Genomic DNA, 23,162 nt, shown 5'->3' with positions numbered 1-23,162 from the left:
AAAGATAGTTGCTAAAAATCGGATTACATGGCCACCATGGCTTGCACGAAGCTCACGGTGTTGTTGGGTCCTAGCACACGGACGGTGATGCGGTAATACACCTGGCTGACGGAGTAGAGATTGATACCCTGGGTATCACAGCTGCTGCCGCTTGTGCAGCTGCCGCCCGAGGAGTTGGGCGAGGTGGAGCAAATGATGCCGGTGCTGCTGCTGTCACCTGCAGCGCTGCACATGCGCTGAATTACATAGGCGGAGGTGTTGCCAGCGCTGTCGGAAGACAGGGTCTTGACGGCATTCGTGGGGACGATGATTCGTTCCCAGAAATCGGTCCAGGACTCTCCTTCCTGCGGGTTTTGCACCGCAGCGAGGTAACCATCGGATTTATGGTCACAGGACAGTATCTTGGTACCTGGGCTGCAGGTGCCTGCCCTGCCGTTTTGCAGTTCGATCCAGGCGATGGCGTTTTCCACCCCCACATCCGCAGAGTTGGTGGCTGCTTTTTGAAAAGACAGGTTACCGGCAATCAGGTTGGAGGTGAACACCGACTTGGTGAGCGCCAGCGCGCCCAGGATCAGCGCTACCAGCACGATCAAGGCCACAATCATCACGACGCCGCGTTCTTGACGGCGTACGAAGGTATGGGAGCGATTCAGCATCCGCTTTCTCCTCCTTGGTAGCTGGGCTGGTTGCCCTGCCAGAGCATGTTGCGCAAGGGCACGGCAGTCTCCACGGTCTTGTAGCGGTAGTGCTGCCAGTCACTGCCGCTACCCAGGTTGAAGGCAATGCTGCCGCTGCCGGACCAGGTGGGTACGGCACCCGTCACCACATCCTTGTCGTACTGACCACCCCGTGCCACAACGGCCAGCCGCACAGTCAACAGACGGGTCCATGCGCAGGCTGGAAAGGCACTGGAGCTGGGCGTGGTGCGGTCAAAATCCGTGACCACGCCCGCCATCGTGCCTGCCGTTTTGTCTTGTCCATACTGCGCGCGCAGGCTGACCACGTTGTTGCCCACAGGCACCCAGACGTCGCTGTTGAGCGTGCTGGTGTAGGAGGTCTTGCTGCAGTTGTAGACGGTGTAGTCACAGACCGTCAGGTTGCCGTTGCGCACCGCATAGGCTCGAACGATGGGTTTTGCGCCCAGGTTGTAGAGGACGTCGCCGGCCTTGATGCCGCTCAAACCGTTCGCTACGGAAATGGTTCCATCGCCAGGCACGTTGGTAACGCGATCGGTACGGACCGAGCAGCTTGCTGTGCGCGGAAGCGGCAGGGCAATGGTTCGATCATTCGTCGCAAAGGACGGTGCAGTGGTCATCTTGAACGTAGTGCTGGCGCTGGCCGCTATCAAGGCATCACCTTCGGCAGGGCTGTTGCTGGTGCCGTACATGACCAGCAAGGTATCCGTGTTGGCATCGCCTGCAGGTACCAGGCTGGTGGCGGGGTTGATGACCACCGGGCCAATGCTGAGGGCACTGGTCAACGCGCTGCTTTCGCTGGAGGGGGTGAAGGTCCAGGAGCAGCCCAGCAGGTTCAGCGAATTGAGGCCATAGCCGGACATGCGAATATCGCGCTCGATGCCTGACAAGGCGATGGAGGCGTTGATCTGGGCATCGTCCCCACTGGTGGTGTTGCGCCGCGCGCTATCGGATTGCATCAGCACCTGGGTCATGATGATGACACCGACCATGCCGATTACCACGGCCACCATGATCTCGATCAGGCTGAAGCCCGCTTGGCGCGAGCGAGAGAGGGATGTAGTCATTTGATGACAGCAATCGCGGTATATTGGTGGGCAGTGCTCTCGTTAGGGGCTTGCCACTTGATGATGATCTTGGCCTGGGTGCTCAGTGCAATGCCGGTGGCGCTGGTGGGCCCATCGGTGAAACTGATCGTAGGTTTCAGGGTGTCGCTGTCTTTGACCCCGGGAAGCTGAGAACCCTCGACGGTCTCCATCCAACGGGTAAAGCCGTCGCCGGTAGCGCCAAAGTTGGTGCTGAGCGTGGTGTGGTTGCTGGCCCACATGCGGCTGATCAAATCATTGGCCAGGGATGCTGCCTTGGCACGGTCTTCCGCTGCAGTGGCTTGCTTGATCGATGCGGCTTGCAGGCCGACCACGCCCAGAATCCCGAGTGAGAAAATAAGAATGGCAATCAGCGCTTCGAGCAGCAGCACGCCGCGCTGCTGCGATGGCGCAAGACCTGGGCGCCAAGCTCGGCGCAGCTGGGGTGAAGCTTTCATCACAGATTCCTTCAGCATTTGAGTGCATCGCCCGTTGTTGAAATGGCCGGGTCACACATGCGCACCTGGCCCGCAGGGCTGACCGTGACAGTCAAGCAGCGGATTTCGCCACCTGCCTGGACACAGCTACCTTGGCTGGAGGTGATCTGCACGGTCATGGCCTGAGGGGCCGTGGTGGTAGGGGACGTCGTGCTGGCCTGCTGACCCAGACCATTAAAGGCAAACACGGTTTGCGAGGCTCTGACTGCGACGTTTCCAGAATTGGCGATAGCCCCTTTTTGCAAGATCTTGGGAGCGGTGCTGTCGTCAATCGCGCTGGCACAACTGGTTGCGGGATTGGATCCAGCTCCCAGGCTGATGGCCCAGTACAGGCCGTTGGAGCTGAGACTGCAGTCGTTGTTCAAGCTGTCCACCACCTGAACGCGTACCACCTGGTTGCGACGCACAGCCTCGGCCCGGGCTGCCTGCATGCTGTTGTGCAGGCTGTCGGCGGCGGTGCGGATGCGGGAGTTGTTCATCCACACCACCATCGATGGCATGCCCAGCATCAGCACGATGGCCACGATGGTCAGGCCGATCATCAACTCGATCAAGGTCATGCCGCGCATGTGCGGCCGGGCACGTGGACGCACAAGGCCTAGCATGTGCCACCCTTGCCAGTGATCCAGCAGGTGTCGGAAGTGGTCCAGCGGCTGGGTACGGCCGTCGTGGCTTTGCCTCCCACTTGGTTGACGGTATAGGTGAAGCCGCTCATGGGCCCTTTGCCGGTCGCGGTCAGTGTGTAGACGGTATCCGAGCTGGCCGCGCAGCTGATGTTGAAATACTTGCCGCTGTTGTTGTCCGCTGGCAGTGCGCCACAGGCGCTGTCCGCATTGCGGTACTTGCGGTTGTCCTGGAACCACTGCTCCATCCGCACCTGGTAGGTAGACAGAGCTGCGGTGGCCTCGGGGATGCGTCCTCGAATCACGTAATCGCGGTAAGAGGGCAGTGCGATGGCTGCCAGAATGCCGATGATGGCCACCACGATCATGACTTCAATCAGCGTAAAGCCCTGTTGCCAGGGGCGGGTGGGGGAGAGCTTTCGGATCATGCAATCACCATGATGTTTTCTATTGAAGATAGCTATATTGTTATAACTTGCGAGTTTGGTGACATTAAAGCAATCGGGCGGTGATGGGGGACCAGCCGGAGCCAGTGGCGGTTTCGGCATGACAAACGGTGCTCCGCAGCGCGGGGAAGATGTTTCCCAGGCCCTGCGCAAACTGGGGCAGAATGGCGCGGCACTGTCTACCGAGCCCCTGCGTGGGCTGAATGCCATGTTTGATCTGAAGAAAATGCTCCCTGGCTGCGAAGCCGTCATCGTCGACCTCGACGGCACCATGGTCGACACCATGGGGGACTTTGCCGAGGCGCTCAACCGCATGCTGGCGGATCTGCAGCTGCCGGCGATTGATGTGCAGACCATCGAGCCCATGGTGGGCAAGGGTTCGGAGCATCTGCTGCGCGCGGTGCTGACCCATGTGCTGGCCCAGGTGCACCAGGCGAGCGGCCAGCCGGTCCCGGCCACCGAGATCGACAACCGCTATGCTCAGGCCTGGGAGCGCTACCAGCACCATTACCTGGCCATCAATGGCCGCTTCTCCCGGGTGTATGACGGGGTGGAGAAGGGCCTGGCGCAATGGCGCGCCAAGGGGCTGAAGATGGCCTGCCTGACCAATAAGCCGCTGACCTTTGCCGAGCCGCTGCTGCGCGCCAAGGGCTTGCGCGACTATTTTGACCATGTGTTTGGTGGCGATTCCTTTGAGCGCAAGAAGCCCGATCCGCTGCCGCTGCTCAAGACCTGCGAGGCCCTGGGCAGCAAGCCGGCCCTGACCTTGATGGTGGGCGACAGCAGCAACGATGCCGAGGCGGCGCACAACGCGGGCTGCCCGGTGGTGCTGGTCAGCTATGGCTACAACCACGGCCAGCCGATCCGCCAGGTGGCAGCGACCGGCTATGTGGATGCGCTCAGCGAGCTGCAGGCCTGAGGCCACTTGCCGTGGACGGACTGCACCTGACGGCCGACCTGTATGACTGCCAGTGCCCGGCGGCCTGGCTGGTCGATGCGCAGGCGCTGGCTGCGCTGTGCAACCAGGCGGTGGCCGATGCGGGGCTAACACGCATGCATGACAGCTGGGTGCCGTTTCCCAGCCACAACGGCCAGCCCGGTGGCGTCACCGGCGTGGTCTTGCTGGCCGAGTCGCATGTGGCCATCCACACCTGGCCGGAGCTGGGCCATGTCACGCTCGATGTCTATGTCTGCAACTTCTCGGGCGACAACTCGGCCAAGGCGCAGCAGGTCGTCGATACCTTGGTGGCTGCTTTGCAGCCCAGGCGCTGCCAGCACCAGCGGCTGCAGCGGGGCAGTCTGCAGGCCGGCCCAGCGGCGGCTGCGGGCTTGCCGCGCTGAAATCCCCGATTTTCTGGTTTTTACACCGTCGTTTGCAGATTCGTTTGCTACACTAGGCGCCATGTTCATCCATCACGCAGTCATTACAGGTCGTTCCGACCGGGGAGCTTGGCCCTGGCGTAAGCCTGTATCTATGCCTGTTTGATTGCCGCTGGGTAACACGCCCCAGCGTGCGCCCGAGGGCTGGTTGCAAGACCAGTCCACCAAAGATGAACTGCAGCGCACGATACGCACACATCCAGCGTGCGCTGCTCAAGCTGGGGATGGTTCTTCGTGATCACCGAACTCGAATTCAAAAGTCTGGCCAACCAAGGCTACAACCGCATTCCTCTGGTCGCAGAAGCGTTTGCGGATCTGGAAACCCCTCTCTCCCTGTACCTCAAGCTCTGCCACACGCATGACGATGGCGAGCACAGCTTTTTGCTCGAATCCGTGGTCGGAGGCGAGCGTTTTGGCCGTTACAGCTTTATCGGCCTGCCTGCCCGCAGCCTGCTGCGCGCCAGCGGCTTTGGCGCCGATGCCCGCACCGAGGTCGTGACTGATGGCCAGGTGGTCGAGACCCATGCGGGCAATCCTCTGGATTTCATTGCCGACTACCAAAAACGCTTCAAGGTGGCGCTGTCGCCCGGCCTGCCGCGCTTTTGCGGCGGTCTGGCCGGCTACTTTGGCTATGACGCCGTGCGCTACATCGAGAAAAAGCTCGAAAACAGCTGCCCGCCCGACACCCTGGGCACGCCCGACATCCTGCTGCTGCAGTGCGAAGAGGTCGCCGTCATCGACAACCTCTCGGGCAAGCTCTACCTGATCGTCTACGCCAACCCGGCCGAGGCAGAGGCCTATTCCAAGGCCAAGAAGCGCGTGCGCCAGCTCAAGGAGCAGTTGCGCTACTCGGTCAGCGTGCCGCAGATCAAGGCCGGAGACAGCTACCCCTCCGAGCGCAGCTTTGCCAAGGCCGATTACCTCAAGGCCGTGCTGGAAGCCAAGGAGATGATTGCCGCGGGCGATTTCATGCAGGTGCAGGTGGGCCAGCGCATCCAGAAGCGCTACACCGAGAACCCGCTGTCGCTGTACCGTGCGCTGCGCTCGCTCAACCCCAGCCCCTATATGTACTACTACCACTTTGGGGATTTCCAGGTGGTGGGGGCCAGCCCCGAGATTCTGGTGCGCCAGGAGCAGGTCGAGGAAGGGCAGAAGATCACCATCCGCCCACTGGCCGGCACCCGCCCACGCGCCGCAACGCCGGAAAAGGACAAGGCCACCGAGCAGGAGCTGGTGAACGACCCCAAGGAACGCGCCGAGCATGTGATGCTGATCGACCTGGCGCGCAACGACATCGGCCGCATTGCCAAGACCGGCTCCGTCAAGGTGACCGAGGCCTTTGCGGTGGAGCGCTACAGCCATGTGATGCACATCGTCAGCAATGTCGAAGGCATCCTCAAGGACGGCATGACCAGCATGGACGTGCTCAAGGCCACCTTCCCGGCCGGCACCTTGTCGGGCGCACCCAAGGTGCATGCGATGGAGGTCATCGACCAGCTCGAACCGGTCAAGCGCGGCATTTATGGCGGCGCCTGCGGTTACCTGAGCTTTGCCGGCGACATGGACCTGGCCATTGCGATCCGCACCGGCGTCATCAAGGACGGCATGCTCTATGTGCAGGCGGCGGCCGGCGTGGTCGCCGACTCGGTGCCCGAGCTGGAATGGAAAGAGACCGAACACAAGGCCCGCGCACTGCTGCGCGCTGCCGAACTCGTTGAAGAAGGACTGGAATGACCCGCGCTATCGACAAAGTAGAAGACTGCAACACCATGGCCGATGTGCGCCGCAATGTGAATGCACTCGACGACATCCTGGTGCCCCTGCTGGTGGAGCGCGGCGGCTACATGACCCAGGCTGCCAAGGTCAAGAACAACCCCGAGCTGGTGCGCGATGAAGACCGCATCGAAGCCATCGTCAGCCGCGTGCGCGAACGCGCTGCGCTCGAAGGCGGCCAGCCCGATGTGATCGAGGCCATCTACCGCGCGATGATGGAGGCCTATATCGCCTACGAGCACCGCGAACTGGCCCGCTTGCAAGCGGGCGGCAAACCCCGGGAGTGACGATGAAAAAACTGTTGATGGTCGATAACTACGACAGCTTCACCTACAACATCGTGCAGTACTTTGGTGAGCTGGGGGTCGAGGTCGTGGTGGTGCGCAATGACGAAACCTCGCTGGAGGCCATCGCCGCACACCAGCCCGATTGGCTGGTCATCTCGCCCGGTCCCTGCTCGCCGGCCGAAGCCGGTATCTCCATCGCGGCCATCCAGCACTTTGCCGGCAAGCTGCCGATTTTGGGCGTGTGCCTGGGCCACCAGGCCATTGGCGCGGCCTTTGGCGGCCAGGTGGTGCGGGCCGTGCAGCAAATGCATGGCAAGACCAGCGTGATCACGACCACGCAAGAAGGCGTGTTTGCCGATCTGCCTGCGCAGTTCACCGTCAACCGCTACCACTCCCTGGTGATCGAGCGCAGCAGCTGCCCTGATTGCCTGGAAGTGACGGCCACCAGTGAAGATGGCGAAATCCAGGGCGTGCGCCACAAGAGCCTGCCGATCCAGGGCGTGCAGTTCCACCCCGAGAGCATCCTCACCGAGCATGGCCACGCCATGCTGAAGAACTTTCTGGAGCAGCGCTGATGATCGAGCTGCACCAGTTGCTGATGTTCATGGCAGCTGGCTGGCTGCTCAACCTCACCCCGGGCCCTGACGTGTTCTACATGCTCAGCCATGCAGCGCGCCAGGGCTGGCGTGCCGGCCTGGTGGCCAGCGCCGGCATCACCGCCGGCTGCATGGTGCATGTGACCGCTGCTGCCTTGGGTGTGGGCGCGCTGTTGGCTGCCTCGGCCACCGCTTTTAGCGTGCTCAAGTGGCTGGGCGCGGCCTATCTGCTGTGGATGGGTGTGCAGATGCTGCGCAGCAAAAACAATAGCAAGCTGATGGCGCCTGCAGATAGCATGCCGGGTCTGGCAGAGCCGGGCGCCAGCCTGTCACGCATCTTCTGGGGCGGCTTCTGGACCAACGTGCTCAACCCCAAGGTCGCCATCTTCTTTCTGGCCTTTATTCCGCAGTTCATCGCCGCCGACTACGCCCACAAGAGCCTGGCCTTTGCCGCGCTGGGCCTGCTCTTCAACCTGAACGCCATCCCCGTCAATGTGCTCTGGGTCTGGATGGGTGCCGGCATGGCGCGGCGTGCCGGCTGGCTGCGCCAGCGGCTGCACTGGTTGGACCGCACGGCCGGCGCCATGTTCATTGGCTTTGGCCTCAAGCTGGCGCTGACCGACAAGCCCGGCGCCTGACCCCTGATACAGCGAGAAACTCCATGTCGATTACTCCCCAAGAAGCGCTGCAGCGCACCATTGAGCACCGCGAAATCTTCCACGACGAGATGCTGCACCTGATGCGCATGATCATGCAGGGCGAGCTCTCCCCGGTGATGACCGCCGCCATCCTGACGGGCTTGCGCGTCAAGAAGGAAACCATTGGCGAGATCAGCGCTGCCGCCCAGGTGATGCGCGAGTTCTCCAACAAGGTCCATGTGGCCGATCGCCAGCACCTGGTCGACATCGTCGGCACCGGTGGCGATGGCGCCAATACCTTCAACATCTCGACCTGCTCGGTGTTTGTCATTGCCGCTGCCGGCGGCAAGGTCAGCAAGCATGGCGGGCGCAGTGTCTCCAGCAAATCGGGCAGCGCCGATGCGATGGAAGCACTGGGCGTCAACATCCAGCTGAGCCCCGAGCAGATCGCCCGGAGCATTGCCGAAGTGGGCATCGGCTTCATGTTTGCGCCCAACCACCACCCGGCGATGAAGAATGTGGCCCCGGTCCGCAAGGAGCTGGGCGTGCGCACCATCTTCAACATCCTGGGCCCGCTCACCAACCCGGCCAGCGCGCCCAATATCCTGATGGGCGTCTTCCACGAAGATCTGGTCGGTATCCAGGTGCGCGCGCTGCAGCGCCTGGGCGCCGAGCACGCCATCGTCGTCTATGGCCGCGATGGCCTCGACGAGATCAGCCTGGGCGCCAGCACCCTGGTGGGCGAGCTCAAGGATGGCGTGGTGCGCGAGTACCAGATCCATCCGGAGGACTTTGGTATACAAATGGTGGGCACGCGCGCCTTCCGCGTGGACAATGCCGAGCAGTCCAAGGCCATGCTGATGGGCATCCTGCAAGGCGAGCAAGGCCCCGCACGCGATATCGTCTGCCTCAACGCCGGTGCCGCGCTCTATGCGGCCAATGTGGCCAGCTCGATCGAAGACGGCCTGCAGCGCGCCCGCGCCGCGATTGACAGCGGTGCGGCCTTGCAAAAGCTGCAGGACCTGGTGGCCCTGACGCGCCAACTCGCCGCCTGAGCCGGCCTTCCAACCAAGGAAAACAAATGTCCGATATTCTGAAAAAAATCTGTGAGGCCAAAGTCATCGAAGTGGCCGAGGCCAAGAAGCGCAGCCCCTTCGAGGTGATGCGCCGCGATGCCGAAAGCCGTGTGCTGACGCGTGACTTCGTCGGTGCACTGCGCGCCAAGATCGCCCAAGGCCAGGCCGCGGTGATCGCCGAGGTGAAAAAGGCCAGCCCCAGCAAGGGCGTGATCCGTGCCGATTTTGACCCGGCCGACATTGCCCAGAGCTATATGGTGGGCGATGGCAAGACCAGCGCCGCCTGCCTGTCGGTGCTGACCGACCGCCAGTTCTTCCAGGGCGAGCCTGATTTTCTGAAGCAGGCCCGCGCCAGCACCTTGCTGCCCGTGCTGCGCAAGGATTTCATGGTCGATCCCTACCAGATCTATGAATCGCGCGCGATGGGTGCCGACTGCGTGCTGCTGATCGCCGCCTGCCTGGACGACGCCCAGATGGCCGAGATGGAGCAGATCGCACGCAGCCTGGACATGGCCGTGCTGGTCGAGGTGCATGATGGCGCCGAACTGGAGCGTGCGCTCAAGCTCAAGACGCCGCTGATCGGCATCAACAACCGCGATCTGCGCACGTTTGAAGTCAGCATCCAGACCACCTTGGATCTGCAAAAGCAGGTGCCTGCGGACCGTCTGCTGGTGACCGAATCGGGCATTGCCAGCCCGGAAGATGTCAAGACCTTGCGCGATGCCGGCATCCACGCCTTCCTGGTGGGCGAGGCCTTTATGCGCGCCGATGAGCCGGGCGAAGCGCTGGCCAAGCTGTTCGCTTAAGCAAAGCAACTAAGAAAAAACGGGTAGCGGCGCAATGCCGCTACTGCGCCGCGCGTACCTTGGCCAGCTGGCCCTCAAACCAGGGCTGGCTGCGCACTTCCGGCTGGCCCGGGCAACGCACCAGATAGGGCTTGCCCGACATGCTGCTTTGGCTGGCAGCACGCGCAATAAAGTCCTCAGCCGTGGGCGCCAATGCCCTTTTTTGCAGGTAGCTGTACTTGCGCTGCAAATGCGCGCTGGCCTCACTGGCGCTGTACCACTGGCCATTGCGGGCAAATTCACAGCCCGACTGCTGCAAGGCCTGGAACAGCGCATGAATCTCGCGCTCGGTGGTGCTGGTGTCGCTGCTGGCGGTCTGCGCGCCGGCTGCCAGGCTGCACAGCAAAAAGGCTGCCGCCAGGGCCTGGGTCCAGGGGGTTCGTTGATGGGGCATAGCGCGTCAAGCAGTGTGGTGGGTTTGGCAGCGCAGGCGCTGTGCTAGTATCAATTGCGAATAATTCCCATTTCTAAATTTCAGAAATGGGTTTTTCTTCGCCCCTATCCCTTCCTATCCGGCCAGCGGCCCCATGCTCAGCAGGGTCCGCCGGCCTGTTTGCCGTTGTTTGTCCATGAGTATCCATGATCGCCATGCCCCCCAAGCGCCCAGCGCCTTTGTCCTACCACCATCGCGTATGCGCGGGCTCGCTGCCAGTGCAGCGCTGGGGCTGACCGTGCTGGGCGGCTGTGCCAGCGCACCCGAGCGCCCAGCGCCTGCGCAGCTGCTGCGCATCGGGCAAACGGTGCAAGGCCAGTTGGCCCCTGGCGCAGAGCAGCGCTGGCAGCTCGACGCCCAGCAGCTGCCCGCCGGCAGCGTGGTGCGCGCGGAGGTGGATGGCAGTGGTGTGCAGCTGGATCTGCAAGATGCAGCAGGCCGGCATTTGCGCCGCTTGCTGCGCAGCGATGGCGTGGGGGAGGGCTTTACCTGGCAGGCCCAGGCGGGCCAGCAGTTGTTGCTGCACTGGAATGCCCAGCCAGCAGTGGCCTATGCCAGCAGCAACGCCGAGGCCGGCCAGCTGCCCGCGCAGGCGACTGCCGGACATTACCGCCTGGAGATCCAACGCGCCTGGGCCCCGCGCGCCGACCAGTCGGTGGCCTTGCCCAACAAGCCGCTGCAAAGCCCGCGCCTGCAGGCCCTGGCGCGCGACCTGGAAGGTGGCGGCAGCAGCGATACATTCTGGCAAGAAATGGCCCAGCGCGGCACGCCCTTGGTGGAGCCCTGGAGTGACAAGGAGCGGCTCGTAAGCTTTCTGTGGCGCGGCGCGCAGCACAGCGTGCGCCTGTTTGGCAGCCCCTCGGGCAACCATGAATCGCTGCAGCGCCTGGGCAACTCGGATGTCTGGTGGAGCAGCTTTGTGATGCCCAGCGATGCGCGCCTGAGCTATGGCATGGCGCCCGATGTGCCCAATATCGAAGGCACGCCGATCGAGCAGCGCCGCAGCATTCTGGCGACCTTGCAGCGCGACCCCTTGAACCCGCGCAGCTGGGCCGCGTCGGACGATGGCGCTGCCGCAGTGGACCCATACCAGGGCCGCTCGGCTCTGCAGCTGCCCGATGCGCCGGCGCAGCCCTGGTCGCAGCCAGCCAGCGGGCCGTTGCCGGGCGATCTGCAGCGCCACTGGCAGCACTCGGCGGCCCTCGGCAATGGCCGCGATGTCTGGATCTACCGCCCTGTGGGTTGGGCGCAGGCCGCCCCGGAGCTGCGCGCCTTGTTGGTGCTGTTCGATGCCCATGCCTATCTGCGCCAGGTGCCCACGCCGCAGATCGTTGAGCGGCTGCAGGCACAGGGCTTGATCCCCGCCACGGCCGTGGTGCTGGTGGCCAATGCCAGCAGCGAGCTGCGCAATACCGAGCTGCCACCCAACCCAGCGTTTGCCGATTTCATGGGCCTGCAGCTGATGCCCTGGCTGGCCACGCAGGGGCTGGATGTGCCCGCTGCGCGCACGGTGATTGCCGGCTCCAGCTATGGCGGCCTGGCATCGAGCTATATGGCGCTGCGCCATCCGGAGCGCTTTGGCAATGTGCTGAGCCTGTCCGGCTCCTACTGGTGGGCACCGGAGGCCGAAGCGCCCAATGCGATGGCGCGCTGGTGGGCGGCCGCCCCCCGCAAGGACGTCCGCTTCTACCTGGATGCGGGCCTCTACGAAAGCGCACGCGGCGGCCAGGCCGGCATTCTGGAAACCAGCCGCGAGCTGGGCGATGTGCTGCGGGCCAAGGGCTACCGCGTGACCCAGCGGGAGCACAGCACGGGCCACGACTATGTGCACTGGCAGGGCTCCATCGCCTGCGGCTTGGTGGCGTTGCTGCAACCAGCCAACGCGGCCAGGGTGCAGGCTGCCTGTGGCGCTGGCAGCGGGCGGTGAAGCAAAGCGCCAGCCCCTCGGCCCACCTAACCAAACGGTAATGCGTCGGTAATGCCAAGCCCCCCGGTGTCTGTCTAGCATGGAGCCCGCGCCACGCGGCGACATGAACACTCAGAACACCAGGGGCAAGGATGCAATCTCTCTTCAACTCCAACACCGGCCGGGCGCTGGTCTGGGCCACCACGGCAGCCAGCCTGGTGCTGGCCTTGTCTGGCTGCAGCGGCAGAAGCGATGCCGCTGCCCCGGAGGCGCAAGCCGACCGTGCCAAGGCCGCTGCGCTGGCACCCGGCCAGGTGCGGCTGCAGCCCGCATCCTTGAAGATGCTGGACATCGTGAGCCTGAGCCAGTCCGGCGCGGCGCAAACCGTGGCCATGCCCGCGCGCGTGGCCTTCCAGGACGACAAGGTGGCGGCTGTTGCCATTCCGGTCGAAGGGCGGGTGGTGTCCGTCAACGTGCAGGTGGGGGACAAGGTGCAGGCTGGTGCCACGCTGGCTACCCTGGTCAGCCCTGAGGCCTTGCGCATCCGCTACGAGGTGGAGGCTGCGCGCACCGCCAAGGAGCTGGCGGCCGTCGAGGAGCAACGCCAGCGCACCATGCTGGCCAAGGGCGTAGGCGTGGAGATGGAGCTGCGCGCGGCGCAGTCCAAGCTGCGTGAAACCGCGCAGGAGCTGGCGCGTGCCCAGGGCGTGGCCGCCTTGCTGGGCAGTGGCAGCGGCGACAAGATCGTGCTGCGCGCGCCGCGTGCCGGCGTGATTGCCGAGCGCAATGCCTTGCCCGGTGCGGCAGCCGAGTCGGGTGCGGCGCTATTTTTGGTGGGTGATCCAGGCGCCATGCGCATCGTGGCCGATGCCTTTGAGGGCGATCTGGCCGGCATCCATCTGGGTGCCGATGCGGTGGTGAAGGTGCAGCAACTGGCCGTGGCCACGCAAGGCACGGTGCGCAACATCGGCGCCGTGCTGGACAAGGAATCGCGTCGCGCCACCGTACTGATCGACCTGAAGATGCAGCCCGCCGGCCTGCGCCCGGGCATGCAGGCCTCGGTGGAGATTCCGCTGGCCGCCACGCAGCAGATGCTGATTCCGGTGACCGCCGTGCTGATCAAGGATGGCGACCGCTCGCTGGTCTTTGTGCAGGCCGAGGATGCCGTCTTTGAGGCGCGTACTGTGGTGCTGGGCCAGCCGCTGCGCGGCATGGTGCCGGTGCAAAGCGGCCTGCAGGCCGGTGACCGCATTGTGGTCCGTGGCGGCTTGCTGCTGGACGGCGCCGCCAGCCAGATGCTCTAAGCAGGACCACCACCGTGCTGCGTTCCCTGATTTCCTTCGTCGTGCACCGCCGCATGCTGGCGCTGTGCGCCACCTTGCTGATTGCCATCTATGGCATCTATTCCTATCTGCACACCGCCATCGAGGCCTATCCGGATGTGACCAATGTCCAGGTGGGGGTGATTGCCCAGGCCCCCGGCCTTGCGCCCGAAGAGGTGGAGCGCCAGATCACCCAGCCGCTGGAGCGCGAGCTCAACGGCACGCCCGGCCTGATGTCGCTGCGCTCGGAGAGCTACTTCGGCCTGTCGATGATCAACCTGGTGTTCGACGACAACGCCGACAGCTTCAAGGCCCGTGCCGAAGTGGCGCAGCGCCTGCCGCAGGCCGATCTGCCGCAGGGCGTGACTCCCCAGATGGCGCCTGACTACACGCCGCTGGGCAAGATCTACTACTACCGCCTGCAGAGCGACCGCCACACCTTGGCCCAGCTGCGCACCGAGCAGGAATGGCATGTCACCCGGGTGCTCAAGCAGATCCAGGGCGTGGCCGATATCGTCAGCATCGGCGGCTTCGTCAAGGAGTTCCATGTCGAGGTGGACCCGCAAAAGCTCTACAGTCTCGACATCTCGCTGGAAGAGGTGGGCGATGCACTGGCCAAGTCCAACCGCAATGTCGGCGGCGGCCTGCTGCGCCGGGGCGAGCAATCGCTGATCGTGCGTGGCATTGGCCTGTTGGGCAAGCCCGAAGACATCCAGCGTGTGGTGGTGGCCATGCGCGGCGAGCAGGCGGTGACGATTGGCGATGTGGCGCGCGTGTTCCAGTCGCACACGCCGCGCCAGGGCTCGGTGGGCATGGACGAGCACGACGATGTGGTCGAAGGCATCGTGCTGCTCAAGCGCGGCGAGAACCCCTCGCTGGTGCTCGACCAGATCCACCTCAAGGTCGACCAGCTCAATGGCGGCGAGCTGCCTGAAGGCATGAAGCTGGTGACCAGCTATGACCGATCCACCCTGGTGGGCCACACCCTGGACACCGTGCAGCACAACCTGCTGTTTGGTGCGGTTCTGATCGTCAGCGTGCTGTGGCTGGTGCTGCGCAGCCTGCGCGGCTCCATTATCGTGGCCACGGTGATTCCGCTGTCACTGCTGGTGGCCTTCATCGGTCTGCACTGGCTGGGCATGCCTGCCAACCTTATCTCAATGGGGGCCATCGACTTCGGCATCATGGTCGATGGCGCGGTGGTGCTGGCCGAGAACATCATCCGCAACGCCCGCCAGCGCAAGCCGCAAACCCAGGCCGACATGCGCCACATCATCATCGACTCGGCCGTGGCGGTGGCCAAGCCCACCTTGTTTGCGATGGCGATCGTGATTGCGGCGCTGATCCCGGTGTTCTCGCTGCAGAGCATCGAAGGCCGCATCTTCCGCCCGCTGGCGATGACCTATACCTTCGCGCTGCTGGGGGCGCTGGTGTTTGCGATGGGCCTCGTGCCCGCGCTCTGCGCCTTGCTGCTCAAGCCCAAGCATGTGATGGTGGAGGAGCCCAAGCTGTTCGAGCAGGCGCAGCATGGCTATGAGCGCTGGGTCGGCCAGGTTCTGCAGTCCACGCGTGCGCGCTGGCTGGTGGCGCTGGTGGCCGTGGTGATCCTGGCCGTGGCCGGTTACTCGGGACGCTGGCTGGGCACGGAGTTTCTGCCGGAGCTGGACGAGGGCGATGCCTATGTGCTGGTGGAAATGCCGGCATCCATATCGCTGGAAAAGGGCCAGGAAGTGCTGCGCGATGTGCGCATGCGCCTGGGCCAGTACCCCGAGGTGGTCTCGGTCATCTCGGAGCAGGGCCGCCCCGAATCGGGCACCGATAACGAAACCCTGAACCTGGCCAAGGTGCTGGTGCGCCTCAAACCCCATGAGCAGTGGACCAAGGGCCTGACCAAGCCGCAGCTGATCGAGCAGATGCGCGAGAGCCTGCGCGAGATACCTGGCGTGGCCTTCAATTTTGCCCAGCCCATCCGCGACAGCGTCGAGGAGTCGAGCTCGGGTGCGCGCGGCCAGGTGGTGCTCAAGGTCTTCGGGCCGGAGATTCCGCAACTGCGCGCGCTGCTGCAAAAGACCTTGGAGGTGGTGCAGCCGATTGCCGGCGTGGTCGACCTGGGCCTGTACCGCGATGCGCCGGCGCCGCAGGTGCATGTCACCTTCAACCGCGATGCACTGGCGCGCCATGGCATCGACATGGATACCGCGCAAAAGACGCTGGAGATGGCCTTGGCCGGCGATATCGTCACCACGCTTTGGGAAGGTCAGTACCCGGTGCCGGTGCGTGTGCGCCTGCCTTATGTCAACCGCATGGACGAGGCCCGTATCCGCGACATCGCCATTCCCACGCCCAAGGGCCAGTCGTTTCCGTTGCATGCGCTGGCCGATGTGCAGGTGGCCATCGGCAACTCCTCCATCTTCCGCGAAGGCAATGCGCGCTACATGGCGCTGAAGTTCAATGTGGAAGGCCGGGACATCGGCTCGGTGGTGAAGGACACGCTGGCAGCGTTCTCGCAGAACGTGAAGATGCCCGAGGGCTACACCGCCGTCTGGGGCGGCGAGTGGGAAAACCAGCAGCGCGCCGCTGCGCGCCTGAAGGTGGTGGTGCCGCTGTCGCTGCTGATCGTGTATGCGCTGCTGTTTGGCGCGCTGGGTCGGGCACGCAGCGCGGGCGTGATCATGCTCTGCGCGCCGTTTGCGATGGTGGGCGGCATCGTGGCCTTGCATGTGACGCATATCGAGCTGTCGATCAGCGCGGCCATCGGCTTTATTGCGCTGCTGGGCCAGGTTGCCTTGGTGGGCCTGCTTGTGCTGTCCAGCGTGGAGGAGCGCCGCCGCGCCGGTGTGGCGCTGCTGCCCGCCCTGGTGGAGGGCGCGGCCGAGCGCATGCGTTCGGTCATTCTGGTGGCCTTGCTGGCGCTCCTGGGCCTACTGCCCATGGCCATGTCTACCGGCGTGGGCAGTGAAACCCAACGCCCTTTTGCGTCGGTGATCGTGGGCGGCATGATGCTGCTGCCGCTGATCGCCCTGGTGCTGCTGCCGGTGCTCTACGCCGTGCTGGGCCCCAAAACCATGATGACCCAGGAAGAAGAAGATGAGCGTTTGGCCCTCTAAACCCTTGCCACAAGCCCTGTGCCTGGCGCTGATGCTGGCGCTGTCCAGCGGTATGGCCTCTGCCCAGCAGTCCACCGCTGCCGATGGACAGCCGATCGCGGTCGGCGCGCAGACGGCGCCCGCCTCGGTCAGCCTGAACGAGTACCTGCAACTGCTGGCGCGCAACAGCGCGCACATCAAGGCCGAGCGCACGCGTATCGCCGCAGCCCGGGCCGATACCACGACGGCGGGCACCTGGCCCAACCCCACCGTGTCCGCCAGCCGGCAGCGGCAGGAAAAGGACCTGGGCATCCAGCAGCCGCTGCCGATCTTTGGCCAGCTGAGCCAGCGGGTCAAGACCGCGCGCCAGGCCGAGGATGTGGCTGCAGCGCAGCTGGACAGCAGCGTGCAGGACGCGCTGGGCGAGGGCGCCAGCGCCTTCAACGAGGTGCTGGTGGCCCAGCGGCGGCTGGCGCTGTGGCAGGCCGCCCGCGACGATCTGACGGGCTCGGCCCGCATCGTCAAGGGCCAGATCGAGGCGGGTGCGCGTAGCCAGTACGACGGCGCCCGCATTGTGCTGCAGGTGGCGCAGATGGATGTGCAGATCCGCAAGGCCGAGGCGGCCCTGAAAGATGCTGCCAGCAAGATGGCGGCGCTGGCCTCGCTGCCACGCTGGGAGCCGGTGGCCATCGGCTCGCTCAAGCCGATGGACCTGGCGGCCTATGCCAGCAGCGAAGCACTGTGGGAACAGGCGCGCGGCCGCCTGCCGGCCTTGAAGGCGGCGGCCGCCGACCTGGAGCAGTCGCGCCAGCAGATTGCGCTGCAGCAGCGCGAAGCCATTCCCACGCCTTCGCTCAGCTACACCCGCGTCAACCACCGGCAGGATGGCCGCTACGGCATCGTTGGCGTGTCGGTGGACATTCCACTGTTTGACCGCAAGCAGGGCGCGATCGACAAGGCCCGTGCGGACGAGATGCAGGCGCAGTACAAGCAGGAAGCCGCCGAGGTCGCAGCCCAGGCAGAACTGTGGCGCAGCCTGCAGAAGCTGCGCATGGCCAACGATGCGCTGGCGGCCTTTGAGTCCGATGCGCTGTCGCAGCTCGACCAGCTGCGGCGCATGGCCCAGGATTCCTACCAGCTGGGCAAGAGCAATGTGCTGGAGCTGATCGACGTGCTGGATACCCTGCGCGAGCGCCGCATGGACCATCTCGACCTGGTCAAGGACATGCTGGAGGCCGAGTGGCGGCTGCGGGTGGCAAGCGGCAATATGCCGCAGGTGCAGCCCTGAGCCCGTTTGTGGCATCGCCGGGGCCTGCTGCCCCGGGTATAGTTTCAGCCATGGGAGTCGCCAACAGCTTGTCCAACCACCGTTATCTGATCATCGAAGATGACCCGCTGAACGCGGGCTTCATGGCGGACGGCCTGCGCCAGCAAGGCGCCCAGGTCAGCGTCTGCCATGACGGCCTGCGCGGCCTGGCGCTGGCCGTTGGGCAGGACTGGGATGCGATCGTGCTGGACCGCATGCTGCCCGACGACTTTGATGGCCTCAAGATCGTGCAGGCCTTGCGCGCCATGGGCAAGCAGACGCCGGTGCTGGTGCTCAGCGCGCTGTCGTCGATCGATGAGCGGGTGCGGGGCCTGAAGGCCGGCGGCGACGACTACCTGTCCAAGCCGTTCGCGTTTTCGGAGCTGGTGGCGCGCATCGAGGCCTTGATGCGCCGCTCGCAAACCGTCGAGAAACCGCGTGAGATGCAGGTCGAGGATTTGCGCATCAACCTGATGACGCGCAATGCCGAGCGCGGCGGCCAGGCCTTGCAGCTGCAGCCGCGCGAGTTTCGGCTGCTGGCCTACCTGATGCAGCATGCCGGCCAGATTGTCACCCGCACCATGCTGCTCGAGTCGGTGTGGGACTTCCATTTTGACCCGCAGACCAATGTGATCGATGTGCACATCAGCCGCCTGCGTGCCAAGGTGGACAAGGGGCATGCGCCCGCGCTGATCCATACCGTGCGCGGCGTGGGCTACTGCCTGACCAGCGACCCGCATGCCCTGCTGGCGCAGGGGCTGTAATGGCACGGGTGCTGCCCTGGCGCTCGCTGGCCTTTCGCCTGGCGCTGAGCTATGGCTGCATGCTGGTGTTCACCGTGGCGGTGGTGCTGGCGGTGTTCTACCTGCAGATCGTGGGCGTGCTGCGCAACCGGCTGGACCAGTACGCCACCACCCAGCTCAAGCGCCTGGAGGACTATGCCGCCGTGCACGGTGTCGCCGCGCTGCATGACCAGATCGACCACCTGATGCGCGATGGCATCAACACCGACACCGAAATCATTCTGCTGCTCACGCCCGATGGCCACACCATCATTGGCAATGCCGACATCGTGCCGGCGCGCCGGTTGACGCAGCTGGGCATGCGCGAACTCACGGTGCAGCGCATGGGGCGCAAGGTGGTGGGGCGCGTGCAAGCGGTGTTGCTGCCCGATGGCAACTACCTGGTGGTGGGCAGCGATATGCGGACCCAGGTCAGCATCGAGGATCTGTTTGCGCGGGCCAGCAGCCTGGTGGTGGTGGTGGCGCTGCTGATGGCGGTGGTCGGGGCGATCAGCTTTCGGCGCCTGGTCGATGCGCGCGCCTTGGGCATCCGCAGCACCATGGCGCGGGTGGCCGCCGGCGACCTGGCGCAGCGCATTCCGGTGCAACACCAGGAAAAGGATGAGTTTGCGCTGCTGAGCCGCGACATCAACAGCATGCTGGAGCGCTTGCAGCAGGTGATGGATGGCGTGCGCCATGTCTCCAACACCATTGCCCACAATCTGCGCACGCCGATGACGCGCATTTTGCTGCGCCTGCGTGCGGCCGAGCAGGCGCCGGCGGCCGACCAGCGCGCCACCCTGCGCCTGGTCGCCGAGGAGGTGGCAGAGCTGGGTGTGGTGTTCGACAAGTTGCTGGCGATTGCCGAAGTGGAAAGCGGCGCGTTGCGCCAGGCATTTGGCGCGGTGGATGTGGCGCTGCTGCTGCTGGAGCTGCATGAGCTGTATGAGCCGGTGGTGCAGGAGCAGGGCGGCAGCATGGAGCTGCAGTTGCCGGGGGATGAGGGCGATGGCCGCTGTCTGGCGCTGGGGGACACCAATCTGTTGGCCAGTGCGCTGGCCAATGTGGTGGAGAACGCCATCAAATACGGCGCGCGTGGCGGGGCGGGCCCCCGCATCGTGCTGCAGGCCCGCTGCCTGCCGGCGGTGGGCGATGCGGCGGCCTGCGTGGAAATCCTGGTGCAGGACGATGGCCTGGGCGTGGCCGATGCCGATCTGGCCCAGCTGTCGCAGCGCTTTTTCCGGGCCCAGCAGCAGCAACCCGGCACAGGGCTGGGCCTGGCATCGGTGCAGGCGGTGGTGCGCCTGCACGGCGGGCAACTGCAGTTTCGCAATACCCAGCCCGGTTTTGCGGTGCAGATGCTGCTGCCCGTCGCCCTCAGCCCATCGCAGAGCGCATTCTGAGGCGCCCGCGCAGCGTGCACAATGCGGGCATGCAACTGACATCTGAAGCGTTCCATAACCACCAGGTGGCTGCCGGTTGGCAAGCCACGGTGGACCAATTCTTTGACAGCCCCAAGGGCCAGCAGCTGTCGCAGTACCTGCAGCAGCGCCTGGACGCCGGCGCGGTGATCTTCCCGCCCGAGCCACTGCGTGCGCTGCGCCTGACCCCACCCGAGAGCGTGCGCGTGGTCATCCTGGGGCAGGACCCCTACCACGGGCGCGGCCAGGCCGAGGGCCTGGCTTTTTCCGTGGCCTCCGGCGTGCGACTGCCGCCATCGCTGCAGAACATCTTCAAGGAAATGCAGCGCGACCTGGGCGTGCCGTTCCCGCCTTTCCCCGATCCGGGCGGCAGCCTGGTCAAATGGGCCACCCATGGCGTGCTGCTGCTCAACACCTGTCTGACGGTGGAAGAGGGCCAGGCCGCCAGCCACAGCGGCAAGGGCTGGGAGCTGCTCACCGATGCGCTGATCCGCCAGGTGGCCGAGGGAGACAAGCCGGTGGTCTTCATGCTTTGGGGCAACCATGCGCAGAGCAAGCGCGCGCTGATCCCGCAGGACCGGGGCCACCTGGTGCTGACCAGCAACCACCCCTCGCCGCTGTCCGCCTTGCGCCCGCCGGTGCCGTTTATCGGCAATGGGCATTTCAGCCAAGCGCAGGCGTTTCGCAAGCAGCTGGGTTTGTAAACAGGCGCTTAGCGCGGGCTCGGCAGCGCCTGCAGCTCTTGCACCAGCAGCCCCAAAAAGGCCTGGGCGGCGGCAGGCAGCTGGCGGCCCGCCAGGGTTTGCACCTCGATATCGCGCAGGTCCAGGCCGGCATCGGTCAAGGGGCGGGCCACCAGGCTGCCCGCTGCCAGCATATGGCGCACCCCCACTTCGCTGGAGACGGTGACACCGCCGCCATGCACCGCAAAATTGAGCAAGGTCTTGGCATGGTTGGTAGTCAGCACCGGGTCCAGCTGCAGGCCCTGGCGGCTGCAGGCCAGATCGATCATCTGGCGGATCGCCGTCTCGGCCGGTGGCAAGGCCAGCGGGTGCCGGGCCAGCTCGGCCAGGGTGAGCGATGCCTGGCTTGCCAGCACATGGCCGGGCGGCAACACGGCCAGCACCGGTGCGCTTTGGCGGTGCACCACGGCAATGTTCTTGAGCGGAGACATGCTGAAACGCAGGCCAATATCGGCCTCGCCGGCCAGCAGCTTGGCGGAGACCTGCAAGGTCGGCACCATGCTCACCTCAAAGCGCAGGCCCGGGTGGCGGCGCTGAAAGGCCACGCAGGCCAGGGGCAGCAGCTCATTGGCAAAGGCATCCGAGGTGGCGATGCGCACCAGACCGGCGCGCAGGCTGTCGAGGGCATGGATGGCATCAATGGCCTGCTCGGCATCCAGGCTGATGCGGCGCGCCAGCTCGGCCAGGATCTGCCCGGCCGCCGTGGGCTGCATGCCCCGCGCATGGCGCTCGAACAGCGCCGTGCCCAGCTGGGCCTCCAGCCCGCTGATCTGGCGGCTGACGGCCGAGCTGGCCACATGCAGGCGCAGGGATGCGGCGCTGACCGAGCCGCACTGCACCACCTCGTGGAAGTAGCGCAGCGCGGTGTCCTGTAGGTGTGTGGGCGGGCGGTGGGGCATGGTGGTATTGCGCAAAAGAATGGTCTAAGCATAAACCCATTGCCGTATCGGCAAACCTACCTTGCCAAATCGGTGGTGGTGTCGCTTGTCACAGGCTTTTAATATGCAAGGCTTCACGCAGGCGCCTTTGCCCTCGCGCGCATGGCACACCCGCCATGGGCGCATAAGAACCGGTTGTTCTGGCCCGCGCCACAAGCGCAGAGTGCTTCGCAGATGTTTTGCAACACGCTTACCACCATGCCAACTACCCATTCTCTTTTCTCTCGCATGCCTGGCCGCCGGCCACTGCTCGCCGGCCTGGTGGCTGGCACGGCGCTGGCTGTGCTGTCCCCGTTTGCCGCTGCACAGGGCGGCCAATGGCCTGAGCGCGCGATCCGCGTCATCGTGCCCTTTCCGCCCAGCGGCGCGACCGATCTGGTGGCCCGCGTGGTGGCGCAAAAGGTGTCGCAGGAGCTGGGCCAGTCGCTGGTGATCGACAACCGCCCAGGCGCGGGCGGCACCATCGGCACGGCCGAGGCCGCCAAGGCCAGCGCTGACGGCTACACCCTGCTGTTCACCACCAGCAGCACCCATGCGATCTCGCCACACCTGATGCCCAAGCTGGCCTACCGCGCAGACAAGGACTTCACCCCGATCGCCCATGTGGCCGATGCCGCCAGCGTGCTGCTGGTGACCAACTCGCTGCCGGTCAAGACCGTGCAGGAGCTGATCAGCTATGCCAAGGCCAACCCCGGCAAGCTGAACTACGCCACCAGCGGCAATGGCACCATCGTGCACCTGAACACCGCTGCCTTTGCGGCCCAGGCGGGCATCACCCTGACCCATGTGCCCTACAAGGGCACGGCCCAGTCGATCAGCGATCTGGCCACCGGCCAGGTGCATATGCTGTTTGACTCCATCCCCACCGGCATGCCCCATGTGGCCAGCGGCCGCCTGCGTGCGCTGGCGGTGACCAGCGCCGAGCGCACCCAGCTCGCGCCCCAGCTGCCCACGGTGGCCGAATCCGGCCTGCCCGGCTACTCCTCGGTGACCTGGTTTGGCGTCTATGCGCCTGCGGGCCTCAAGCCCGAGCTGACCGCCAAGATCAATGCCGCCTTCAACAAGGCCATGCAAAATCCCGATGTGGTGGCCAGCCTGGCCAAGCTGGGCGCCGATGTGGCCAAACCCGGTACGCCTGCGCAGTTTGCGGACCTGGTGAAGGCCGACAGCGCGCGCTGGGCCAAGGTGATCCAGGACAACCACATCACGCTCGAATAAGCCTTGCCACCACCAGACCGGGGCGCTAGTTGCCGCCCCGGCTGCCATCTCGATTGCATTCAGAAA

The 23,162-nt window shown here is 64.9% G+C and carries 23 protein-coding genes; 16 read left to right on the top strand and 7 right to left on the bottom strand.

Annotated elements, in window-relative coordinates:
* Nucleotides 1-23 precede the first annotated feature (23 nt).
* Genes EDF71_RS07060 through EDF71_RS07040 form a run of 5 tightly spaced genes read right to left on the bottom strand, consistent with a single transcriptional unit; the run spans nt 24 to nt 3,328 of the window.
* Nucleotides 24-656 (bottom strand): hypothetical protein, encoded by a 633-nt coding sequence (locus EDF71_RS07060; protein WP_133855876.1) that lies wholly within the window; start codon nt 654-656, stop codon nt 24-26.
* On the bottom strand, nt 650-1,762 hold the full coding sequence (locus EDF71_RS07055) for a PilW family protein (RefSeq protein ID WP_133855965.1): 1,113 nt from the start codon (nt 1,760-1,762) through the stop codon (nt 650-652). Before EDF71_RS07055 ends, EDF71_RS07060 begins: the two co-directional genes overlap by 7 nt.
* A complete protein-coding gene (gene pilV, locus EDF71_RS07050; protein WP_133855875.1) occupies nt 1,759-2,238 on the bottom strand; it encodes a type IV pilus modification protein PilV in 480 nt (159 codons plus the stop codon). Before pilV ends, EDF71_RS07055 begins: the two co-directional genes overlap by 4 nt.
* A gap of 11 nt (nt 2,239-2,249) precedes the next feature.
* A complete protein-coding gene (locus tag EDF71_RS07045) occupies nt 2,250-2,882 on the bottom strand; it encodes a GspH/FimT family pseudopilin (protein WP_133855964.1) in 633 nt (210 codons plus the stop codon).
* On the bottom strand, nt 2,876-3,328 hold the full coding sequence (locus tag EDF71_RS07040; RefSeq protein ID WP_133855874.1) for a type IV pilin protein: 453 nt from the start codon (nt 3,326-3,328) through the stop codon (nt 2,876-2,878). Before EDF71_RS07040 ends, EDF71_RS07045 begins: the two co-directional genes overlap by 7 nt.
* Nucleotides 3,329-3,554: 226 nt before the next feature.
* Between EDF71_RS07040 and gph the strand changes: the two genes are divergently transcribed.
* The 8 genes from gph (at nt 3,555) to trpC (ending at nt 9,902) form a co-directional block, all read left to right on the top strand.
* On the top strand, nt 3,555-4,265 hold the full coding sequence (gene gph, locus EDF71_RS07035) for a phosphoglycolate phosphatase (RefSeq protein ID WP_133855963.1): 711 nt from the start codon (nt 3,555-3,557) through the stop codon (nt 4,263-4,265).
* 11 nt (nt 4,266-4,276) lie between these two features.
* Nucleotides 4,277-4,687, top strand: a complete 411-nt coding sequence (gene speD / locus EDF71_RS07030) for an adenosylmethionine decarboxylase (protein ID WP_133855873.1) — start codon at nt 4,277-4,279, stop codon at nt 4,685-4,687.
* A gap of 273 nt (nt 4,688-4,960) precedes the next feature.
* Nucleotides 4,961-6,460: an anthranilate synthase component I gene (gene trpE, locus EDF71_RS07025; protein WP_133855872.1), complete on the top strand. Its 1,500-nt coding sequence runs from the start codon at nt 4,961-4,963 to the stop codon at nt 6,458-6,460.
* Nucleotides 6,457-6,786, top strand: coding sequence for a chorismate mutase (locus EDF71_RS07020; protein WP_133855871.1), 330 nt, complete (start codon nt 6,457-6,459; stop codon nt 6,784-6,786). Before trpE ends, EDF71_RS07020 begins: the two co-directional genes overlap by 4 nt.
* Nucleotides 6,787-6,788: 2 nt before the next feature.
* Nucleotides 6,789-7,361 carry an aminodeoxychorismate/anthranilate synthase component II gene (locus tag EDF71_RS07015; protein ID WP_133855870.1) on the top strand — a complete coding sequence of 191 codons (573 nt, stop codon included), beginning with the start codon at nt 6,789-6,791 and terminating at the stop codon, nt 7,359-7,361.
* Nucleotides 7,361-8,020, top strand: coding sequence for a LysE family translocator (locus EDF71_RS07010; RefSeq protein WP_133855869.1), 660 nt, complete (start codon nt 7,361-7,363; stop codon nt 8,018-8,020). The genes EDF71_RS07015 and EDF71_RS07010 overlap by 1 nt, the downstream gene beginning before the upstream one ends.
* A 23-nt stretch (nt 8,021-8,043) precedes the next feature.
* Nucleotides 8,044-9,075 (top strand): anthranilate phosphoribosyltransferase, encoded by a 1,032-nt coding sequence (gene trpD, locus EDF71_RS07005; RefSeq protein ID WP_133855868.1) that lies wholly within the window; start codon nt 8,044-8,046, stop codon nt 9,073-9,075.
* Nucleotides 9,076-9,101: 26 nt separating this feature from the next.
* Nucleotides 9,102-9,902 (top strand): indole-3-glycerol phosphate synthase TrpC, encoded by an 801-nt coding sequence (gene trpC / locus EDF71_RS07000; RefSeq protein ID WP_133855867.1) that lies wholly within the window; start codon nt 9,102-9,104, stop codon nt 9,900-9,902.
* Nucleotides 9,903-9,942: 40 nt separating this feature from the next.
* Here the strand turns inward: trpC and EDF71_RS06995 are convergent, their stop codons facing one another.
* Nucleotides 9,943-10,335 carry a DUF5329 domain-containing protein gene (locus EDF71_RS06995; RefSeq protein WP_166656477.1) on the bottom strand — a complete coding sequence of 131 codons (393 nt, stop codon included), beginning with the start codon at nt 10,333-10,335 and terminating at the stop codon, nt 9,943-9,945.
* 175 nt (nt 10,336-10,510) lie between these two features.
* On the opposite strand from EDF71_RS06995, the gene EDF71_RS06990 reads away from it, so the two are divergent.
* The 7 genes from EDF71_RS06990 to EDF71_RS06960 all read left to right on the top strand — a co-directional run bounded on the left by EDF71_RS06990 (nt 10,511) and on the right by EDF71_RS06960 (nt 20,901).
* A complete protein-coding gene (locus EDF71_RS06990) occupies nt 10,511-12,301 on the top strand; it encodes an enterochelin esterase domain-containing protein (protein ID WP_133855866.1) in 1,791 nt (596 codons plus the stop codon).
* Between the two features lie 131 nt (nt 12,302-12,432).
* Nucleotides 12,433-13,584 carry an efflux RND transporter periplasmic adaptor subunit gene (locus EDF71_RS06985; protein WP_133855865.1) on the top strand — a complete coding sequence of 384 codons (1,152 nt, stop codon included), beginning with the start codon at nt 12,433-12,435 and terminating at the stop codon, nt 13,582-13,584.
* 14 nt (nt 13,585-13,598) lie between these two features.
* Nucleotides 13,599-16,709 carry a CusA/CzcA family heavy metal efflux RND transporter gene (locus EDF71_RS06980; RefSeq protein ID WP_133855864.1) on the top strand — a complete coding sequence of 1,037 codons (3,111 nt, stop codon included), beginning with the start codon at nt 13,599-13,601 and terminating at the stop codon, nt 16,707-16,709.
* Nucleotides 16,690-17,976, top strand: coding sequence for a TolC family protein (locus EDF71_RS06975; protein ID WP_133855863.1), 1,287 nt, complete (start codon nt 16,690-16,692; stop codon nt 17,974-17,976). Before EDF71_RS06980 ends, EDF71_RS06975 begins: the two co-directional genes overlap by 20 nt.
* A gap of 50 nt (nt 17,977-18,026) precedes the next feature.
* Nucleotides 18,027-18,758 carry a response regulator transcription factor gene (locus tag EDF71_RS06970; protein ID WP_133855862.1) on the top strand — a complete coding sequence of 244 codons (732 nt, stop codon included), beginning with the start codon at nt 18,027-18,029 and terminating at the stop codon, nt 18,756-18,758.
* Entirely contained in the window at nt 18,758-20,179 is a 1,422-nt protein-coding gene (locus EDF71_RS06965) for a HAMP domain-containing sensor histidine kinase (protein WP_133855861.1), read from the top strand. The genes EDF71_RS06970 and EDF71_RS06965 overlap by 1 nt, the downstream gene beginning before the upstream one ends.
* A 29-nt stretch (nt 20,180-20,208) precedes the next feature.
* Nucleotides 20,209-20,901 (top strand): uracil-DNA glycosylase, encoded by a 693-nt coding sequence (locus EDF71_RS06960; protein WP_133855860.1) that lies wholly within the window; start codon nt 20,209-20,211, stop codon nt 20,899-20,901.
* Nucleotides 20,902-20,909: 8 nt separating this feature from the next.
* On the opposite strand, the gene EDF71_RS06955 is transcribed toward EDF71_RS06960, so the two are convergent.
* Nucleotides 20,910-21,839, bottom strand: coding sequence for a LysR family transcriptional regulator (locus tag EDF71_RS06955; protein WP_133855859.1), 930 nt, complete (start codon nt 21,837-21,839; stop codon nt 20,910-20,912).
* Nucleotides 21,840-22,106: 267 nt separating this feature from the next.
* Here EDF71_RS06955 and EDF71_RS06950 point away from each other — a divergent pair, with 267 nt between their 5' ends.
* Nucleotides 22,107-23,096 carry a tripartite tricarboxylate transporter substrate binding protein gene (locus tag EDF71_RS06950; RefSeq protein WP_133855961.1) on the top strand — a complete coding sequence of 330 codons (990 nt, stop codon included), beginning with the start codon at nt 22,107-22,109 and terminating at the stop codon, nt 23,094-23,096.
* Nucleotides 23,097-23,162 lie beyond the last annotated feature (66 nt).

It is taken from the genome of Comamonas sp. JUb58, assembly GCF_004364775.1.
Classification (GTDB): Bacteria; Pseudomonadota; Gammaproteobacteria; order Burkholderiales; family Burkholderiaceae_C; genus Comamonas.
This window is presented reverse-complemented; position numbering and strand designations above follow the sequence as displayed.

Bases quoted from the DNA above. Each gene is read 5' to 3' on its own strand.
- EDF71_RS07010 (WP_133855869.1), top strand. From the start codon at position 7,361: ATGATCGAGCTGCACCAGTTGCTGATGTTCATGGCAGCTGGCTGGCTG.
- EDF71_RS07055 (WP_133855965.1), bottom strand. From the start codon at position 1,762: ATGACTACATCCCTCTCTCGCTCGCGCCAAGCGGGCTTCAGCCTGATC.
- EDF71_RS06985 (WP_133855865.1), top strand. From the start codon at position 12,433: ATGCAATCTCTCTTCAACTCCAACACCGGCCGGGCGCTGGTCTGGGCC.
- trpD (WP_133855868.1), top strand. From the start codon at position 8,044: ATGTCGATTACTCCCCAAGAAGCGCTGCAGCGCACCATTGAGCACCGC.
- EDF71_RS06965 (WP_133855861.1), top strand. From the start codon at position 18,758: ATGGCACGGGTGCTGCCCTGGCGCTCGCTGGCCTTTCGCCTGGCGCTG.
- gph (WP_133855963.1), top strand. From the start codon at position 3,555: ATGTTTGATCTGAAGAAAATGCTCCCTGGCTGCGAAGCCGTCATCGTC.
- EDF71_RS07040 (WP_133855874.1), bottom strand. From the start codon at position 3,328: ATGATCCGAAAGCTCTCCCCCACCCGCCCCTGGCAACAGGGCTTTACG.
- EDF71_RS06950 (WP_133855961.1), top strand. From the start codon at position 22,107: ATGCCTGGCCGCCGGCCACTGCTCGCCGGCCTGGTGGCTGGCACGGCG.
- EDF71_RS07015 (WP_133855870.1), top strand. From the start codon at position 6,789: ATGAAAAAACTGTTGATGGTCGATAACTACGACAGCTTCACCTACAAC.
- EDF71_RS06995 (WP_166656477.1), bottom strand. From the start codon at position 10,335: ATGCCCCATCAACGAACCCCCTGGACCCAGGCCCTGGCGGCAGCCTTT.
- EDF71_RS07045 (WP_133855964.1), bottom strand. From the start codon at position 2,882: ATGCTAGGCCTTGTGCGTCCACGTGCCCGGCCGCACATGCGCGGCATG.
- EDF71_RS06990 (WP_133855866.1), top strand. From the start codon at position 10,511: ATGAGTATCCATGATCGCCATGCCCCCCAAGCGCCCAGCGCCTTTGTC.
- EDF71_RS07060 (WP_133855876.1), bottom strand. From the start codon at position 656: ATGCTGAATCGCTCCCATACCTTCGTACGCCGTCAAGAACGCGGCGTC.
- EDF71_RS06975 (WP_133855863.1), top strand. From the start codon at position 16,690: ATGAGCGTTTGGCCCTCTAAACCCTTGCCACAAGCCCTGTGCCTGGCG.
- trpC (WP_133855867.1), top strand. From the start codon at position 9,102: ATGTCCGATATTCTGAAAAAAATCTGTGAGGCCAAAGTCATCGAAGTG.
- EDF71_RS06970 (WP_133855862.1), top strand. From the start codon at position 18,027: ATGGGAGTCGCCAACAGCTTGTCCAACCACCGTTATCTGATCATCGAA.
- EDF71_RS07020 (WP_133855871.1), top strand. From the start codon at position 6,457: ATGACCCGCGCTATCGACAAAGTAGAAGACTGCAACACCATGGCCGAT.
- EDF71_RS06960 (WP_133855860.1), top strand. From the start codon at position 20,209: ATGCAACTGACATCTGAAGCGTTCCATAACCACCAGGTGGCTGCCGGT.
- pilV (WP_133855875.1), bottom strand. From the start codon at position 2,238: ATGAAAGCTTCACCCCAGCTGCGCCGAGCTTGGCGCCCAGGTCTTGCG.
- EDF71_RS06955 (WP_133855859.1), bottom strand. From the start codon at position 21,839: ATGCCCCACCGCCCGCCCACACACCTACAGGACACCGCGCTGCGCTAC.